The organism is Roseovarius sp. A46, from assembly GCF_004126395.1.
GTDB lineage: Bacteria > Pseudomonadota > Alphaproteobacteria > Rhodobacterales > Rhodobacteraceae > Roseovarius > Roseovarius nitratireducens.
Window position 1 is genome coordinate 19691 of the sequence record NZ_PVWS01000003.1, and the last position, 15814, is coordinate 35504.

Below are 15814 nucleotides of genomic sequence, written 5' to 3' on the forward strand. Positions count from 1 at the left end.
CGCGACACGCTCTAGCGATGATGCGGGTGGTGCCGCCAGCGGCGCACGTTTTCTTCCAGCCGGTCGGCATAGGCGGCGCGCTCGGCGTCGCTCATCGCGGCCAGATGCGCCACCAGCGCCGCGTGCCCGGCCTCGAACCGGTCCGCCACCTGCGCGCGCTGCGCGTCGAGCCGCGCCGTCACCCGCGCCGGGTCGAAAGGCTGCGCGCGCAAGTCGGCCAGCAGCGCCTCGAAGCTCTCGCGCAACGCTGCCCGGCGCGCCTCTTGCGCGCCGGGCTCCCCGTGCAGCCGCGCCACGATGGCCACGCGCCCTTCGGCATCGAGGGCATGGGTGAGCGGCCCGCCCAGTTGCGCCAGCCGCGCGGAATGCGGCCCGTGATCCGGGTGCGGCCCGATCCCGTGGCGCAACACCCAGCCGCCGATCACGCCCGCGACCAGCAGATTGAGTGCCAGCGACGCGATGAGGATGATGCGCCAACCGCGCCCCTGCCCGCCCGTCTCCTCAGACATCAGAACCCCCCTCCCGTCTCCAGCGCCAGGTCGGGCGCGATATCGACCACGTAATCGCCCGCAGTCGGTTCCAGACCCGGCAGCACCTCGGGCAGGGCGAGCCCGATCCAGACCCCGGCAAGCCCCGCCGCTGCCAGCCCGGTCATCGCCGGCCAGCCGCCCAGCCCCTGCCGGATGCGCGCCCACAGACCGGCGCGCGGCGCGACCGGCCGCGTTGCCGCCGCGTACCGGACCTGCGCGGCCTCGGCATCCTCCAGCACCCGTGCCATCAGGTCGGTGGACGGCGTGGGCGCCTGCCTGCGCGCGGCGTCAAAGAACGGCGCGAGCGCCGCCTCCTGCCAGTTGTCTTCGTCACTCGTCGACATATCCCAGCTCCTCCTTGCGCGCGGCCAGCGCCCGCGTCAGCGCGCGCCGTCCGCGCGTGGTCAGGCTCTCGACCGCCTCGACCGTAGTCTCCATGATCTCGGCGATCTCGGGGTTGGCGCAGCCCTCGATATGGCGCAGCACCACCGCCTGCCGCTGCCGCGCGGGCAGTTGCGCCAGCGCCGCCTGCAACGCCTCGGCGCGGGCGCGGTCCTGCATCCGCGCGGGCGCGTCGCGGGCCGGGTCGCGCGGCTCGGGCACGGCATCGAGCGCCACCGTACCGCCCCGCGCCCGGCGCTGCCGGTCGATGCACAGGTTGGCGACCACGCGATAGAGCCAGGTCGTGAGCCGCGCCTCGCCCGCGCGCCAGTTCGCAGCCTGCCGCCATAGCCGCAGCATCGCCTCCTGCGCCACTTCCTCGGCCTCGGCCCGGCTGCCCAGAAGCCGCCCGGCATGGGCCAACACCCGCGGAGTGAGCCGCAGCGTAAGCACCCGCGCCGCAGCCCGGTCGCCGCGCGCGAAGGCGTCGAGCAGGTCCTCGTCGGACAGGTCGCTGCTGGCGTCGAGGGGCATGGTCATCACGCGAAGCTAGCGCCGCGCCCACCGCGTCACAAGCGGCGGGCGCGGACGGACTCAGTTGCCGTAGTAGTAATGGTGGTGGATGATGACGCCACCCTGCCCCATGCCGTTCCCGTCCTTGCCGTGGTGCCGCGCGCCGTGATGACCCATGCCCGCGCCACCTCCGTGGCGGTCGCCGTGGCGCTCGCCGTGATGTCGCCCGTAGCGCTGTCCGCCCTCCGGTCCATGATACATCTCGCGCATGTTCGCGAATTCCTCACGCGAAATGGCTCCGTCACCATCGGCATCGATCCGCCCGAACATGCGCCCGGCGGGACCCGCTTGCAGCTCGTCCAGCGTCAGCATCCCGTCGCCGTCACCGTCATGCCGGGCGATCATCCGATCTGCACGCGCACCGATTCGCTCGGCGGCCTGTTCGGTCATGCGCGCCACCATCTCGTCGCGGCTGACCTTGCCGTCGTCATCTGCATCCGCCTCGCCGAAGCGCTCGGCCATGTTCATTGGCCCGTCGCCCTGCATGCCCATGCCCATGCCCATACCTTGGCCCATGCCCATGCCCATACCTTGGCCCATACCTTGGCCCATGCCGCCCTGCTGTTGCGCCTCGGCCGTCGCGTTCAGCCCGCCGCCCAGAGCGATGACGAGCGCGAGCCCCGCCAGACGTCCCATATGTCGCATGATGATCTCTCCTCGTGTGATCGGTGTTGCGGTGCCACCTCTTTTCCGGGCACCCATAGCCTGATACGGCTTAAGCAGGCCGTTCCGGCGCGCCCTGGGCGATTTTTTTCGCCGACGGTCCGCGCGGGCACGCGACATGGCGCCGCAAGGACAGGCTGTCGCCTTCAAATCCGGCGCGCGTCGCGCCATGTTCGCGCCACCAGCCGCGAGAGGACACAATGCGCGACACCACCGCCACCGAGATCACCAGCACCGAACGCGACGCCCGCCGCGCGATGTGGCGCGGCTTCCGCGGCAAGTGCCCCAATTGCGGCAGCGGCCCGCTCCTGCGCAGCTATCTCAAGGTGCGCGACCATTGCCCGGTCTGCCGCGAGGATCTCAGCCACCAGCGCGCAGATGACGGACCGGCCTACCTGACCATCCTGATCGTCGGCCACCTGATGGCACCCCTCCTGATGTTCGTGTTCGAGACGTGGCGGCCCGAGCCGCTCGTGCTGTTCACCACATTCGCTGTTGGCACCATCGCGCTGTCGCTATACCTTCTGCCGCGCCTCAAGGGGGCCATGGTCGGCCTGCAATGGGCCAAGAGATTGCACGGATTCGGGGGCGAGGACTGACGCCCCGCCGCGCGGAAAGAGGGGCGAATGCCTGACACGCAGACAGACGCAGCGTCGGTGCCGGTGCGCGACGCCGCCACGGTGATCGTGCTGCGCGAGCACGCAGGCGCGCCGCATGTGCTCATGGGGCAGCGCGGCGCCGCTGCGGCCTTCATGCCCAACAAGGTGGTGTTTCCCGGCGGCGCGGTCGATGAGGCCGACGCCACTGTTCCCCTCGCGCGCCCGCTGCCGCCGCTCTGCGCCGAACGGCTGCGCGAAGATTGCGACCGCGACCTCGGCCAAGCGCTCGCCGCCGCCGCAATCCGCGAGTTGTGGGAAGAAACCGGCCTCGCCCTCGGCACGCCCGGCGCGTGGCCCGGCGCGGCACCGCCCGACTGGACAGGTTTTGCCGCGCGCGGGCTTGTGCCGCGCGCCGACGCGCTGCAATTCGTGTTCCGCGCGATCACCCCGCCGGGCCGCCCGCGCCGCTTCGATGCGCGGTTCTTCCTCGTCCATGCCGAGGCCATCGCCGGGGACCCCGACGACTTCTCGGCCGCTTGCGAGGAGTTGAGCCACTTGCAATGGGTGCCTTTGGCCGAGGCACGCCGCCACGACCTGCCCTTCATCACCGAAGTCGTACTCGCAGAGGTGAGCGCGCGCGCCCATGACCGCACGCCGCCCGCCTCGGTGCCGTTCTTCCGCAATGACGACGAGGAGAGCCTGTTCCTGCGGCTCAAGGGGATGCCGTCGGCCTGAGCCGGGGCCGCGCTACGTCGTCTCGTCCCGCAGCGCGCGCAGGTGATCCGGCAACGCGCGCGCGGTGACCGCGGCCTCGCGCAACAGCCCGTCGAAATGCCGGGTCATGGCCTGTACCCGCTCGGTATCGCGAAACACCAGGTAATTGCGTCCAAGGTAGAGCACCGCCAGCAACGGGCCGAAGATCGTGACCGGCGCGGAATAGAGCCGGCGGGCGTCGAACAGGTAAAACCGCAGGCCGGGATAGAGCTGTGATGTGACCGCGATGAAATGGTCGAGCTGCGCGCGCCGGACATCGTCGGGCAGATCGCGGTAATAGCCCTCGCCGCGTGCGAAACTCTCGACCTCGTAGAGCGGCAGCGCGATCTCGTAGTCCGAGCGCGCGGCGCGCATCCACGTCATGCGGTCCTCCGACGCACCGATCGCCTGGTCGGTGGAGCGCCCCAGATGCGGCGCGTATTCCCATTCCAGCATCTCGCGGGTCTTGAGCATGTCGGGCAGACCGGCAGGCACGTGGCGGATCTTGTAGCCCGCTGCCTCCTTGTGCCACTGGAAAATCTGCTCGTCGACCAGCGCGCGCGGCGCCTCGGTCAGCGACAGCGTGTTGGCCAGCATGTCGGCGGCGGTCTCTGGCCGGTCGGTAAGTCCCAGAAGCCAATCGGCCGACACCCCGAGCGCGCCCGCACATTCGCCCACCACCTGCGCATTGGGCAGGCGCGCGCCCACCCCCTTGAGCAGTTGCGACACCGTGGAACGATCCACCCCGATGGCGCGGGCGAGCGCGCTTTGATTGGTGTCGCGCAGGCGCATCGCCTCGGCCAGGCGGCTACGGAACAGGGTGGCGCGTAAACGTTTGTCGATTTTTTCAGTCATTTGGTGATTAAAATCACATTTGCGTAGAAATGTTAACCGTTTCCGAAATAGCCGATCAATCAAATCGCAAGCATTCTACAGGCATCGTCCAACCAAATCGGAGGTGTCATGGAGACGCGATTGCGTAGCATCGTGAAGGCGGTGATCTGGAACCTGCTCGGGCTCTCGGTCATGGCGACGGTCGGGTTGCTCGTCACCGGCTCGCTCACGGCGGGCGGGCTGATGGCGGCGATCAACACCGCGATCGGCTTTGCCACCTACGTGATCTACGAGCGCGTCTGGTCCCGCATCCACTGGGGTCGCAGCCATGGATAAGCTGCGTATGCCCGCCGTGGAATGGCCAACGCTGGCGCTGCTGATCGCCTGCTACGGCGCCTGGATCATCGGCACCACATGGGCGGCGGCGCTGTGGCTGCCGCTGGGGGTTGCCGTCACCGGGGTGGCTATCGCGCTGCATTCCTCGCTGTGCCACGAGGCGCTGCACGGCCACCCGTTCCGTCAGCGCCTGTGGAACGAGGCGGTGGTCTTTCCCTGCCTGTGCCTGGTCATCCCTTATGGCCGGTTCCGCGACACCCACCTCGCGCACCACCGAGAAGAGCACCTAACCGACCCCTATGACGACCCCGAATCGAACTATCTCGATCCGGGCGTGTGGGGCCGCCTGCCGCGCTGGGGGCGCGTGGTGCTGCGGGCCAACAACACGCTGGCGGGGCGGCTGATTCTCGGGCCACTCATCGCGCAGGTGGCCTTCCTGCGCGCCGATTGGCAGGCCATCCGCGCAGGCGACCGGTCAGTGCTGCGCTCATGGGTCTGGCATGTGCCGCAGGTGGCGGTGGTGCTGGCATGGGTGTGGTATGCGCCGATGCCGCTCTGGGCCTACCTCGCAGCAGTGTGGATCGGCATCGCGCTCCTGAAGATCCGCACCTTCCTCGAGCACCGCGCACACGAGCGCGCGAGCGGGCGCACCGTGATCGTCGAGGATCGGGGACCGCTGGCGCTCTTGTTTCTCAACAACAACCTGCACGCGGTGCACCACATGCACCCCGAGGTGCCGTGGTACCGGCTGCCCGCGCTCTACGCCGCGCGGCGCGAGCATTACCAGCGGCGCAACAGCGGCTATGTCTACCGCTCCTATGGCGCGATCTTCCGCGACTACCTGTGGCGGGCCAAGGACCCGGTGCCGCATCCGCTCTGGCCGTGGCGCCGGGGGTGAGGTGAGGGGCAAAGTTTGGCCTTGAACTGCCACTCGCCTCCTGCCCCCGCGCGGAATCAAGGCGTGCTTGCACGCCGCCGCGCGAGCGCCCGACCGCCCCCGGGGCGGGCGCTTTTGCAACGTTACAAGTAGCTATAGCGTAAGAAATATTTTGCACCATAAACCGCGCAGCACATACGTTGGTGCGCCCTCCCGCGGTCGGGCACCCGCGCGGCTCATCGCAAGGTGCCGAAGATCCCCTCCAGGCCAACTCCCGACACTCCCACCCTGCAACGGTGCTGGCCTCTCTCTGCAATCCGTTGCATGACAGGCCATGGACGCCTGGATCCTTCTCTCCATCGCCGCGGCGGCATTTCAGACGCTGCGTTTCGTGCTGCAAAAGCGGCTGAGCATGGGCACGCTCAGCGCGGGCGGCGCGACGCTCGCGCGGTTCCTCTATTCCGCGCCGTTCGTGGTGGTGCTTGCAGGTGGCTACCTCGTCGCCACTAGCGCCGCATGGCCCGGCATGACACCTGCCTTCTTGGCCTACGCGGTGGCGGGCGGGCTGTCGCAGATCCTCGCCACCTGGGCCGTGATCGCCCTTTTTGCCGAGCGCAATTTCGCCGTCGGCATCACCTTCAAGAAGACCGAGGTGGTCCAGACCGCGCTGGTGGGTCTTGTGGTGCTGGGCGACCGGGTCGGGCTGGCCGGCTTCGGCGCGATCCTACTGGGGCTCGCGGGCGTACTGCTCCTGTCCCAGACACCCGGAACGGCCGAGCGCTGGTGGCGGCGGCTGGGCACGCGCGCGGCGCTTCTGGGCCTCGGCTCGGGGGCGCTCTTTGCGGTCTCGGCCGTGGGCTATCGCGGTGCGACGCTTGAAATCGCGAGCGCCGATCCGCTGATGCGCGCGGGCATCACGCTTGCCGCGGTGACGCTTATGCAGACGGCGGCGCTGGCGCTCTGGCTGGCATGGCGCGAGCCGGGGCAGTTGGGGCGCGTCGTCGCGGCGCGGCGGGTGGCGGTGTGGATCGGGCTGTCGGGCATGGCCGGCAGCCTCTGCTGGTTCACCGCCTTCACGCTGCAAAGCGCGGCAATGGTGTTTGCCGTGGGGCAGGTCGAGGTGATCTTCTCGCTGCTGGCCTCGGCCCTGATCTTCGGCGAGCGGCTCACCCGGCGCGAGGGGCTTGGCATCGCGCTGGTCACGGTCTCGGTGATCGCGGTGGCGGCGCTGCGGTGACGGCCCGACACGCGCACCCGTCAGGCCACACGGTCAGGCCGCGCCTCTACTCCCGCTGCATCCGCACCGGGATTTCCCGCGCCAGCCGGATCAGGTGCGCCATGTAGGGCTTGTCGCCGTCCACCTCGCGGATCGCGGCATAGAGCCGCTTGGTCTTGCCCTCCGCCGTCAGCGGGCGTGTGACGTAATCCGTACTCGTCTTTACCTCGCGCACCACCCAGTCGGGCAGCACCGCCACCCCGCGATTGGACGCCACCAACAGCAGGATCACCGCCGTCAGCTCCACCTGCCTTATGCTGCGCGGCTCCACCCGCGCGGGCGTCAGCAACTCGGTGAACACGTCGAGCCGCGAGCGATCCACCGGGTAGGTGATGAGCACCTCGTCCTGAAAATCGGCCGCCTCCACATACGCCTTCTTCGCCAGCGGGTGCTGCGATGAGGCGACAAAGACCGGCTCGTAGTCGAACAGCGGCTTGAACGTGATCCCCGGCAGGTCCTCGGGGTCCGACGACACCACGAGATCGACCTCCTCCTTTTGCAGCGCGGGCAACGCGTCAAACGCGAGCCCGGGCCGGATATCGACGTCCACCTCGCCCCAACTCTTGCGAAACCGCTCCAGCACCGGAAACAGCCACTCGAAACAGGCGTGGCACTCGATGGCGATGTGCATCCGCCCCGCGCTGCCCTCGCGCAGCCCCTCGAACTCGTGCTCCAGCGCCTCGATCTCGGGCAGGATCTTCTCGGCCAGTCGCAGCAGGCGCTGCCCCGCCGCCGACAGCCGCAAGGGCTTGGACCGGCGCACGAAAAGCTCCACCCCGGCCTGGTCCTCCAGCCCCTTGATCTGGTGGCTGAGCGCCGATTGCGTGATGTGCAGCATCTCCGCCGCCCGCGCCAATCCCCCCGCATGGTGAATCGCGCGGATCGTGCGGAGATGGCGAAACTCGATATGCATTATTAGCGCACCTCATTCAAACCATGAAATTAATGAGGTTGTCTCACAATGCCCCGCCTGCAACAAGGGCCGGGACAGTTCTTCGCATGACAGGATAAACCCGATGACAACGCCGCGCATCTCCTTCGAGTTCTTCCCGCCCAAGACGCTCGAGGCCTCGTTCCGCCTGTGGGACACGATCCATACCCTCGCGCCGCTTGGTCCCCGCTTCGTCTCGGTCACCTACGGCGCGGGCGGCACCACGCGCGAGCTGACGCGCGAGGCCGTGGGCGCGCTGCACAACGCCACCGGCCTCAACGTCGCCGCGCACCTCACCTGCGTCGATGCGAGCCGCGCCGAGACGCTGGCCATCGCCGATCAGTTCGCGCGCGGAGGCGTGTCCGAAATCGTCGCCCTGCGCGGCGACCCGCCCAAGGGCTCGAATGGCTTTGCCCCCCACCCCGATGGGTTTGCCGATAGCTGCGAGCTGATCTCGGCGCTGGCCGACACGGGCAAATTCACCATCCGCGTCGGTGCCTACCCCGAAAAACACCCCGAGGCCGCCGACCAAAAGGCCGATATCGACTGGCTCAAGCGCAAGATCGACGCCGGCGCCACCGAGGCGATCACGCAATTCTTCTTCGAGGCAGAGACCTTCCTGCGCTTCCGCGACGCCTGCGCGGCGGCAGGGATCGACGCGCCGATCATCCCCGGCGTCCTGCCGGTCGAGAACTGGACCGGCGCGCGCAAGTTCGCCGTCTCCTGTGGCACGCAGATCCCGGCGTGGCTCGACGACGCCTTTGCCAAGGCGATCCGCGATGACCGCCACGACCTGCTGGCCACGGCCATCGCCACCGAGCTGTGCAGCGACCTGATCGAGGAAGGCGTGGAAGACCTGCATTTCTACACGCTCAACCGCCCCGATCTGACCCGCGATGTGTGCCACGCACTCGGCGTCACCCCGCGGGTGGAGCTGCGCGACGTGGCCTGACCGGCCCCCCGGTCGGTCGCGTGCACGCAGACCTGTGACGCGCGATCCGCCCCGGCCCCCGGTCGGGGCGGATCGCGCGGCGCTTGCCTTGGCGGGGGCCGCACCCTACCAATGCCGGACCAGACCGGAGTCCGCCATGCCACGCATTCCCGCCACCTCCCCCGCTGACCTGCCCGACCGCGCGGCGATCCTCGCACGGACGGGCCTCGCCTTCGTCGAGGACATGATCGCAGGACGCCTGCCGCCACCGCCCATCGGCGTCGCCCTGGGCTTTGCACCCACCGAAGCCGCGCGCGGTCGCGCGGTCTTCGAGGGGGCGGCGCGGTTCGATGCGATGAACCCGATGGGCGGGGTGCATGGCGGTTGGTACGGGGCCATCCTCGACAGTTGCATGGGATGCGCGGTGATGACCGACCTCGCACAGGGCGAGATGTACACCACGCTGGATTTCTCGGTGAACATTACCCGCGCGCTGCCGCTCGGCATCCCTGTGCGCGCCGTGGGCGAGGTGCAGCACCGCGGCCGCAGCACCGCCGTGGCGCGCGGAGAATTACGCGGACGCGACGACGACCGGCTCTACGCCACCGGCACCACCACCTGCCTCGTCATGCGGCCCGAAGAGGGGTAGGATATCGGTGCGTCGGAGGCACACGATTGGCCTGGAGCGGACGTTCGATACCCGGCCCCGGCGCGGAATCAAGGCCGAAGGCCGCCGCGCCATCGCATGTCCGCCCCCCGGACAGGCGATTTGGCTAAGCTAGCGCGCCGATTAAATGTTTTTCGGGAAAGCATAAATAAAGTGCCCTGAAAAACCCTTGGATCGCCTGCCCGCGGACATGCTGCTGGCGCGGCTCACTGCAACGCCCCTTCCATGCCAAACCTCACCCCAGCCCCCCTCGCGCTCACACCCCGCCACGCTCCTTGAGCAGCCCCGTCAGGCGCGGGCCACGCCAGCCGGTGCGCACCCGGCCGCCCACGCTCTCGTGGATGCGCTCGGACGGGTCGCGCCCGACGATGCGCGGCCCGCGAAACAGCAGCGCCTTGCTCCAGCCCACCCATGTACCGACCGAGGGCGCCGCCACCTCCTGCGGGAACCGCGCGCGCCAGTCCTCGGGCAGGCGCAGCCCACAGCCCTCCATCCGCTCCAGCATCCACACCAGCGGAATGTTCGACAGCGGCCGCGCCGCGAGAAAGCCGCAGAGCTGGCCGCCCACGTCCGAATGGCAGCCACGGAACCAGACCTGCTCCACGTGGCCGCCGAAGCCGGGCGGGCACTCCCACAACACCGGCGTATAGGCGCGCCGCGTCTCGTCAAGCGCCAGCGCGTGATAGCCGTGCCGCGTGGTATGGCCGAGATGATGGTTGTGAAAACTGTGCCGGTCGGCGCGGAAATACCGCAAGAGCGGCACACGCAGCCCCAGCGCCTTCACCGTGTCCCACACGCCGATCATCTCCACATGGGTGTCGGGCAGGCAATGGACGCGCGCGAAATCGAGCGCGGCGGGATTGTCGGGGGCGCATTCGTAATGCCGCCACGCGGCGCGCACGTTGCGCTCGGTCGCCATTTCCGATCGCAACAGGCCGATCCGGTCGATCACACCGGCCAGCGAGCGCACGGCGTAGGCCCCGCGCGAATACCCCATCAGGAAAATCCGGTCGCCGGGGCGGTATCGGCTCGACAGGTAGCCATAGGCGCGCCGGATCTGCCGGTTGATGCCGCGCCCGAGGATAATGTCGCCGGTGGCGCGCCAGTCGCGCCATTGGATGCCCGCCTCGTAGAACAGCGACATCTGCGGCCCCGCCACCTCGCGCAACAGCTTGTAGGTCAGCCCCGCGTTCGTCTCGCAGCCCGTGGCCAGCGTGGACATGGTGCCGTCCAGAATCAGCACGTGATCGACCGGCCCGCGCCGCGGCCCGGCGGCGGTGTGCCCCTCGGTCGGGCCGGGGCGCAGCCAGTCATAGATCGCCCGTGTCCAGTTGCGCCAGGCCATTGCTTAGCCGGTCTCCGTGCCGCGCGGGGTCCATCCCCGCGCCCCCTCAATATAGGCGAACCATGCTGAAAAAATCCTGAATTCCCGTCAAATTGATCGTGATCGCGCCATCACAGCCGCGCCACCGTCACAACGTCGCGCAGACCATAGCCATTGAACGGCGTGCTGAGCGCCCTCGTATACGCCCCCATCCCGTCGATCAGCAGGTGGTCGCCCTCTTCCATATCGCCCGGCAGCGGCAGCGGATCGGGCAGCCGGTCGATGCTGTCGCAGGTCGGGCCGAACACGACCCGCTCGACCGGTGCGCCGCGCCGTTCGCTGCCACCGGGCGCGATCACCCGGATGCGGTCGGGCGCGCCGATATCGCGAATCTCCGTCAGCCCGCCATAGACCCCGTCGTTGAGAAACACCGCGCCGCCCGTGCGCAGCGTCTTGACACGCAGGCCCAGCGTGACCGCCTCGGCCACCATCGCGCGCCCCGGCTCGCAGACCAGCGCGGGCGGACACGCAGGGAAATGCCGCGCCACCTCCGCCCCGATATGGTCGAAGATCGCCGACAGGTCCGGCGCCGCGCCGGTGCGGTGCGAGGCAAACCCGCCGCCAACGTTGAGCCGCGCCAGCCGCACGCCCGCCATCTCCGCCACCTCTGCCGCGGCACGGATATAGGCCCCCCATGCCGCCGGGTCGGCACACTGCGTACCGGGATGAAAGGTCAGCGACGGCACGTAGCCGCGCGCCGCCACCCTGCGCAGAAGGTCTGCCGCCTCGGTCGGAGCCAGCCCGAATTTCGCCCCGAAATCATAGGCCGCACCCGCGACCCTCAACGCCAATCGCACGCTCATCTCCGCGCCGTCGGGCACCACCCCGCACAGCTTGTCGAGCTCGCGCGGGCAATCCACCGAATAGGCACGCACGCCCAGCCGCGCCGCCTCGGCCACCTCGGCGGGGCTGCGCACCGGGTTGTGGTAATGCAGCACCGCGCGGCCCGAGACCGCGCGCACCGCGTGCATCTCTGCGGGGCTCGCCACGTCGAAGGCGTCAATCCCCGCCGCCACGAGGTTGGCCAGCACCTCCTCGCCAGGGTTGGCCTTGACCGCATAGCTCACCAGCCCGGGAAAACCCGCCTGAAAGGCGCGCGCCGTGGCCTGCAACCGGTCCGGCGAGAAGTAGAGCACCGGTCCATCCGGCGCCATGCGCGCAATATGAGAGACGGGGTCGGGCCAGGGTTCGGTGTGCTGCATCGGGGGCCTCTTCGCTGCTTTTTCTTTAGCTTGCCCCATGAAGCTGTCGATTCATCGTGTCATATCGTATAATCTGGCGTTCATGATTGACTAATAGACGACAATATAATGCAGATAGACGAAACCGATCACGCCCTCATCGCGCTCCTGCAGGAAAACGCCCGTGCGCCCGTCGCCACGCTGGCGCGGCGCATGGGGCTCGCGCGCACCACCGTGCAGGCGCGCCTCGACCGGCTGGAATCCGCGGGCGTGATCGCGGGCTACGCGCTGCGCCTCGGACAGGCCGCGCGCCCGGCGCTGCACGCCACCGTGCTGCTAAGCATCGAGCCGCGTGCCGCGCCCGCCGTGCTCGCCCGGCTGCGCTCGTTGCCCGGGGTGCGGCGCGTGCACACGACCTCGGGCCGCTTTGACATGATCGTGACGCTGGAGGCCGACAGCACCGAGGCGCTCGACGACACGCTCGACCGCATCGGAGAGGCCAAGGGCGTGCACGGCTCGGAAAGCCTCATCCACCTCGCCACGAAACTCGACCGGGGCGCATGAGACGCACCACGGATCCCGGAGTATTTTCGCCAGGAAGAAACACCGCCTGCGCAGATTCGTCGGCGCTTTGGCTTTTCCTTCTCGCGCACATTCGTTAAGCCACCTCAAACCCGTGATCTTGCAGGGATGATACATCATGGCGATGGACAAGACATTCAACGCGGCCGAGGCCGAAGCGCGCATCTACGAAGCGTGGGAAGAGGCCGGGGCGTTCGCCGCCGGCGCCAACGCGCAGCCGGGGGCCGAGGCCTTCTCGATCATGATCCCGCCGCCCAACGTGACCGGCAGCCTGCACATGGGCCACGCCTTCAACAACACGTTGCAGGACATCCTCACCCGCTGGCACCGGATGCGCGGGCACGACACGCTGTGGCAGCCGGGCACCGATCACGCCGGCATCGCGACGCAGATGGTCACCGAAAAGGAAATGGCCGCGCGCGGCGAGCCGACCCGCGTGGAAATGGGCCGCGACGCCTTCGAGCGGCGCGTGTGGCAGCAGAAGATCAAGTCACGCGGCACGATCATCGGGCAGTTGAAGCGCCTCGGCGCCTCCTGCGACTGGTCGCGCGAGGCATTCACCATGTCCGGCGCCCCCAACGCCCCCGAGGGCGAAGAGGGCAATTTCCACGATGCGGTGATCAAGGTCTTCGTCGATATGTATCACAAGGGGCTCATCCATCGCGGCAAGCGCCTGGTGAACTGGGACCCGCATTTCGAGACCGCGATCTCCGATCTCGAGGTCGAGAACATCGAGGTCGCCGGTCACATGTGGCACTTCAAGTACCCGCTGGCCGGGGGCGAGACCTATTCTTACGTCGAACGCGACGAGAACGGGACCGTGGTGCTGGAGGAAGAGCGCGACTATATCTCCATCGCCACGACGCGCCCCGAGACCATGCTGGGTGATGGCGCGGTCGCAGTTCATCCATCAGATGAACGTTATGCGCCAATCGTCGGAAAACTCTGCGAAATCCCGGTTGGGCCAAAACAGCACCGGCGCCTGATCCCGATCATCACGGACGAGTATCCCGACCCGGAATTCGGCAGTGGTGCCGTCAAGATCACCGGCGCGCATGATTTCAATGACTACGCCGTGGCACGCCGCGGGAGCATCCCGCTCTACCGCCTGATGGACACGCGCGCGCAGATGCGCAACGACGGCGCGCCCTACGCCGAGGCCGCCGCCCGCGCGCAGGCAATCGCCGAGGGCGCGGACTGGTCGGAGACCGAGATCGACGCGCTCAACCTCGTGCCCGATCACCTGCGCGGGCTCGACCGGTTCGAGGCGCGCAGGAAGGTGGTCGAGGAAATCACCGCAGAGGGTCTCGCGGTGACGGTGCTGAACGACGAGGGCACGCAAGAGCCGCTCGTCGAATCGAAACCCATCATGCAGCCCTTCGGAGACCGCTCCAAGGTGGTGATCGAGCCGATGCTCACCGATCAATGGTTCGTCGATACCGCCAGGATCGTACAGCCCGCGATCGACGCCGTGCGCACGGGCGAGGTCTCGATCATGCCCGATGCCGACCGCAAGGTGTATTTCCACTGGCTCGAGAATATCGAGCCGTGGTGCATCTCGCGCCAGCTCTGGTGGGGCCACCAGATCCCGGTGTGGTATGGCTTCGACCTCAGCGCACCGGGCTTTGCCGACGACGAGGGCGATGGCACGCTCGACCTCGTCGAAATGCTGCGCCTGCTCAACGAGGGACATATCGGCCCGCTCATGGAATGCGGCGAGGATTTCGATGCGATCTCGGAGGCATATCACGGTCGGCTGGCCGATCTGCCGGTGCCGCTCGCGGCGATGCCCGTGGTCGAGGTCGAGAGCCGCGACGAGGCGCTGCATCGGCTCGCCTCTGCGCTGGCCGACTATACCGCAACGCAGGATCCTACCCACCTTGTCTACCCCGTCTGGCGCGACCCGGACGTGCTCGATACGTGGTTCTCCTCCGGTCTGTGGCCCATCGGCACGCTCGGCTGGCCCGAGGAGGATACCGAGGAGTTGCGGAAATACTTCCCCACCTCCGTGCTCGTCACCGGCTTCGACATCATCTTCTTCTGGGTCGCCCGGATGATGATGATGCAATACGCCGTGGTCGGGCAAAAGCCGTTCTCCCACGTCTATGTCCACGCCCTCGTCCGCGACGAGAAGGGCAAGAAGATGTCCAAGTCGCTTGGCAATGTGCTCGACCCGCTCGACCTGATCGACGAGTACGGCGCGGATGCGGTGCGGTTCACGCTGACGGCGATGGCGGCGATGGGGCGCGACCTCAAGCTGTCGAAAGAACGGGTGGCGGGCTATCGCAACTTCACCACCAAGCTGTGGAATGCCGCCCGCTTCGCCGAGATGAACGGCGCCACCGCCGCCGCCGCGGACCCGACGCAATACCGACAGGTTACCGACGCGACACAGACGGTCAACAAGTGGATCATCGGCGAGACCGCCAAGACCCGCGCCGCGGTAGACGAGGCACTGGAGGGCTTCCGCTTCAACGACGCCGCGAACGCACTCTATGTCTTCGTGTGGGGCACGGTCTGCGACTGGTACGTGGAGTTTTCCAAGCCGCTGCTGATGGATGGCGACGACGCGACCAAGGCCGAGACACAGGCGACCATGGCCTGGGTGATCGACCAGTGCCTTATCCTGCTGCACCCGATCATGCCCTTCGTCACCGAGGAACTTTGGGGCACGCTGGGGCAGCGGGCCAAGATGCTCGTCCACGCCGACTGGCCCGATTACGGCCCCGCCCTCGTCGACCCCGCCGCCGACCGCGAGATGAACTGGGTGATCGCGCTCATCGAACAGATCCGCTCGGCACGCGCGCAGATGCACGTGCCCGCGGGCCTCTACGTGCCGCTGCTGGTCTCCGACCTGAACGACGCAGGCCGCGCGGCCTGGGCGCGCAACGAGATGATGATCAAGCGCCTCGCCCGGATCGACAGCCTGACGGACGTGGAGAGCTTCCCCAAGGGCTGCGTCACCGTCGCGGTCGAGGGCGGCACCTTCGGCCTGCCGCTCGCGGACATCATCGACGTGACCGAGGAAAAGGCGCGGCTGGAAAAGACGCTGGCGAAGCTGGAAAAGGAGCTTTCCGGCCTGCGCGGGCGACTCGGCAATCCGAACTTCGTCGAGAGCGCCCCCGAGGACGTGGTCGCGGAGACCCGCGACAACCTCGCCCAGCGCGAGGACGAGGAGGCCAAGCTGCGCGCGGCGCTCGACCGGCTCGCTGAACTCGGCTGACAGGGAGCCTCCGGCGGGGATATTCAAGGCAAGATGAAGGGCTTATACCGCTTCATCTTGCCAAATATATCCAGATCCCGACGGTCAGAACCC

General features: G+C 68.1%; 17 protein-coding genes. 9 read left to right on the forward strand and 8 right to left on the reverse strand.

Annotated elements, in window-relative coordinates; translation table 11 throughout:
• Positions 1–11: 11 nt before the first annotated feature.
• From C6W92_RS02610 to C6W92_RS02625, 4 genes are read right to left on the reverse strand one after another with little or no spacing between them, the layout of a single operon-like run.
• Complete coding sequence (locus C6W92_RS02610; RefSeq protein WP_129431521.1) at positions 12–509, reverse strand: periplasmic heavy metal sensor; 498 nt, start codon at positions 507–509, stop codon at positions 12–14.
• Positions 509–874 carry a hypothetical protein gene (locus C6W92_RS02615; RefSeq protein ID WP_129431522.1) on the reverse strand — a complete coding sequence of 122 codons (366 nt, stop codon included), beginning with the start codon at positions 872–874 and terminating at the stop codon, positions 509–511. The genes C6W92_RS02610 and C6W92_RS02615 overlap by 1 nt, the downstream gene beginning before the upstream one ends.
• On the reverse strand, positions 861–1451 hold the full coding sequence (locus tag C6W92_RS02620) for an RNA polymerase sigma factor (RefSeq protein ID WP_129431523.1): 591 nt from the start codon (positions 1449–1451) through the stop codon (positions 861–863). Before C6W92_RS02620 ends, C6W92_RS02615 begins: the two co-directional genes overlap by 14 nt.
• 54 nt (positions 1452–1505) lie before the next feature.
• Positions 1506–2129 carry an EF-hand domain-containing protein gene (locus tag C6W92_RS02625; RefSeq protein WP_241691050.1) on the reverse strand — a complete coding sequence of 208 codons (624 nt, stop codon included), beginning with the start codon at positions 2127–2129 and terminating at the stop codon, positions 1506–1508.
• 218 nt (positions 2130–2347) lie between these two features.
• On the opposite strand from C6W92_RS02625, the gene C6W92_RS02630 reads away from it, so the two are divergent.
• The gene (locus C6W92_RS02630) at positions 2348–2746 is read left to right on the forward strand and encodes a DUF983 domain-containing protein (RefSeq protein WP_129431524.1); all 399 of its coding nucleotides are present in this window, start codon (positions 2348–2350) and stop codon (positions 2744–2746) included.
• A gap of 27 nt (positions 2747–2773) precedes the next feature.
• On the forward strand, positions 2774–3481 hold the full coding sequence (locus C6W92_RS02635) for an NUDIX domain-containing protein (RefSeq protein WP_129431525.1): 708 nt from the start codon (positions 2774–2776) through the stop codon (positions 3479–3481).
• A 12-nt stretch (positions 3482–3493) separates the two neighbouring features.
• Here the strand turns inward: C6W92_RS02635 and C6W92_RS02640 are convergent, their stop codons facing one another.
• Complete coding sequence (locus C6W92_RS02640; RefSeq protein WP_129431526.1) at positions 3494–4354, reverse strand: helix-turn-helix transcriptional regulator; 861 nt, start codon at positions 4352–4354, stop codon at positions 3494–3496.
• 108 nt (positions 4355–4462) lie between these two features.
• Here C6W92_RS02640 and C6W92_RS02645 point away from each other — a divergent pair, with 108 nt between their 5' ends.
• From C6W92_RS02645 to C6W92_RS02655, 3 genes are all read left to right on the forward strand, one after another.
• Positions 4463–4669: a DUF2061 domain-containing protein gene (locus C6W92_RS02645; protein ID WP_129431527.1), complete on the forward strand. Its 207-nt coding sequence runs from the start codon at positions 4463–4465 to the stop codon at positions 4667–4669.
• Positions 4662–5567: a fatty acid desaturase gene (locus C6W92_RS02650; RefSeq protein WP_241691051.1), complete on the forward strand. Its 906-nt coding sequence runs from the start codon at positions 4662–4664 to the stop codon at positions 5565–5567. The genes C6W92_RS02645 and C6W92_RS02650 overlap by 8 nt, the downstream gene beginning before the upstream one ends.
• 313 nt (positions 5568–5880) lie before the next feature.
• Positions 5881–6783, forward strand: a complete 903-nt coding sequence (locus tag C6W92_RS02655; RefSeq protein ID WP_129431528.1) for a DMT family transporter — start codon at positions 5881–5883, stop codon at positions 6781–6783.
• Positions 6784–6829: 46 nt separating this feature from the next.
• On the opposite strand, the gene C6W92_RS02660 is transcribed toward C6W92_RS02655, so the two are convergent.
• Positions 6830–7735 (reverse strand): LysR family transcriptional regulator, encoded by a 906-nt coding sequence (locus tag C6W92_RS02660; protein WP_129431529.1) that lies wholly within the window; start codon positions 7733–7735, stop codon positions 6830–6832.
• Between the two features lie 103 nt (positions 7736–7838).
• On the opposite strand from C6W92_RS02660, the gene metF reads away from it, so the two are divergent.
• On the forward strand, positions 7839–8705 hold the full coding sequence (gene metF / locus C6W92_RS02665; protein ID WP_129431530.1) for a methylenetetrahydrofolate reductase [NAD(P)H]: 867 nt from the start codon (positions 7839–7841) through the stop codon (positions 8703–8705).
• A 136-nt stretch (positions 8706–8841) separates the two neighbouring features.
• The gene (locus tag C6W92_RS02670) at positions 8842–9333 is read left to right on the forward strand and encodes a PaaI family thioesterase (RefSeq protein WP_129431531.1); all 492 of its coding nucleotides are present in this window, start codon (positions 8842–8844) and stop codon (positions 9331–9333) included.
• A 274-nt stretch (positions 9334–9607) separates the two neighbouring features.
• Here C6W92_RS02670 and C6W92_RS02675 read toward each other — a convergent pair whose 3' ends face one another.
• Positions 9608–10696 (reverse strand): DUF2235 domain-containing protein, encoded by a 1089-nt coding sequence (locus tag C6W92_RS02675; protein WP_129431532.1) that lies wholly within the window; start codon positions 10694–10696, stop codon positions 9608–9610.
• A 110-nt stretch (positions 10697–10806) separates the two neighbouring features.
• A complete protein-coding gene (locus tag C6W92_RS02680) occupies positions 10807–11937 on the reverse strand; it encodes a type III PLP-dependent enzyme (protein WP_129431533.1) in 1131 nt (376 codons plus the stop codon).
• 108 nt (positions 11938–12045) lie between these two features.
• Here C6W92_RS02680 and C6W92_RS02685 point away from each other — a divergent pair, with 108 nt between their 5' ends.
• Both C6W92_RS02685 and C6W92_RS02690 read left to right on the forward strand, forming a co-directional pair.
• Complete coding sequence (locus tag C6W92_RS02685) at positions 12046–12480, forward strand: Lrp/AsnC family transcriptional regulator (RefSeq protein WP_129431534.1); 435 nt, start codon at positions 12046–12048, stop codon at positions 12478–12480.
• 136 nt (positions 12481–12616) lie between these two features.
• On the forward strand, positions 12617–15721 hold the full coding sequence (locus C6W92_RS02690; RefSeq protein ID WP_129431535.1) for a valine--tRNA ligase: 3105 nt from the start codon (positions 12617–12619) through the stop codon (positions 15719–15721).
• The last annotated feature ends 93 nt before the right edge of the window (positions 15722–15814 follow it).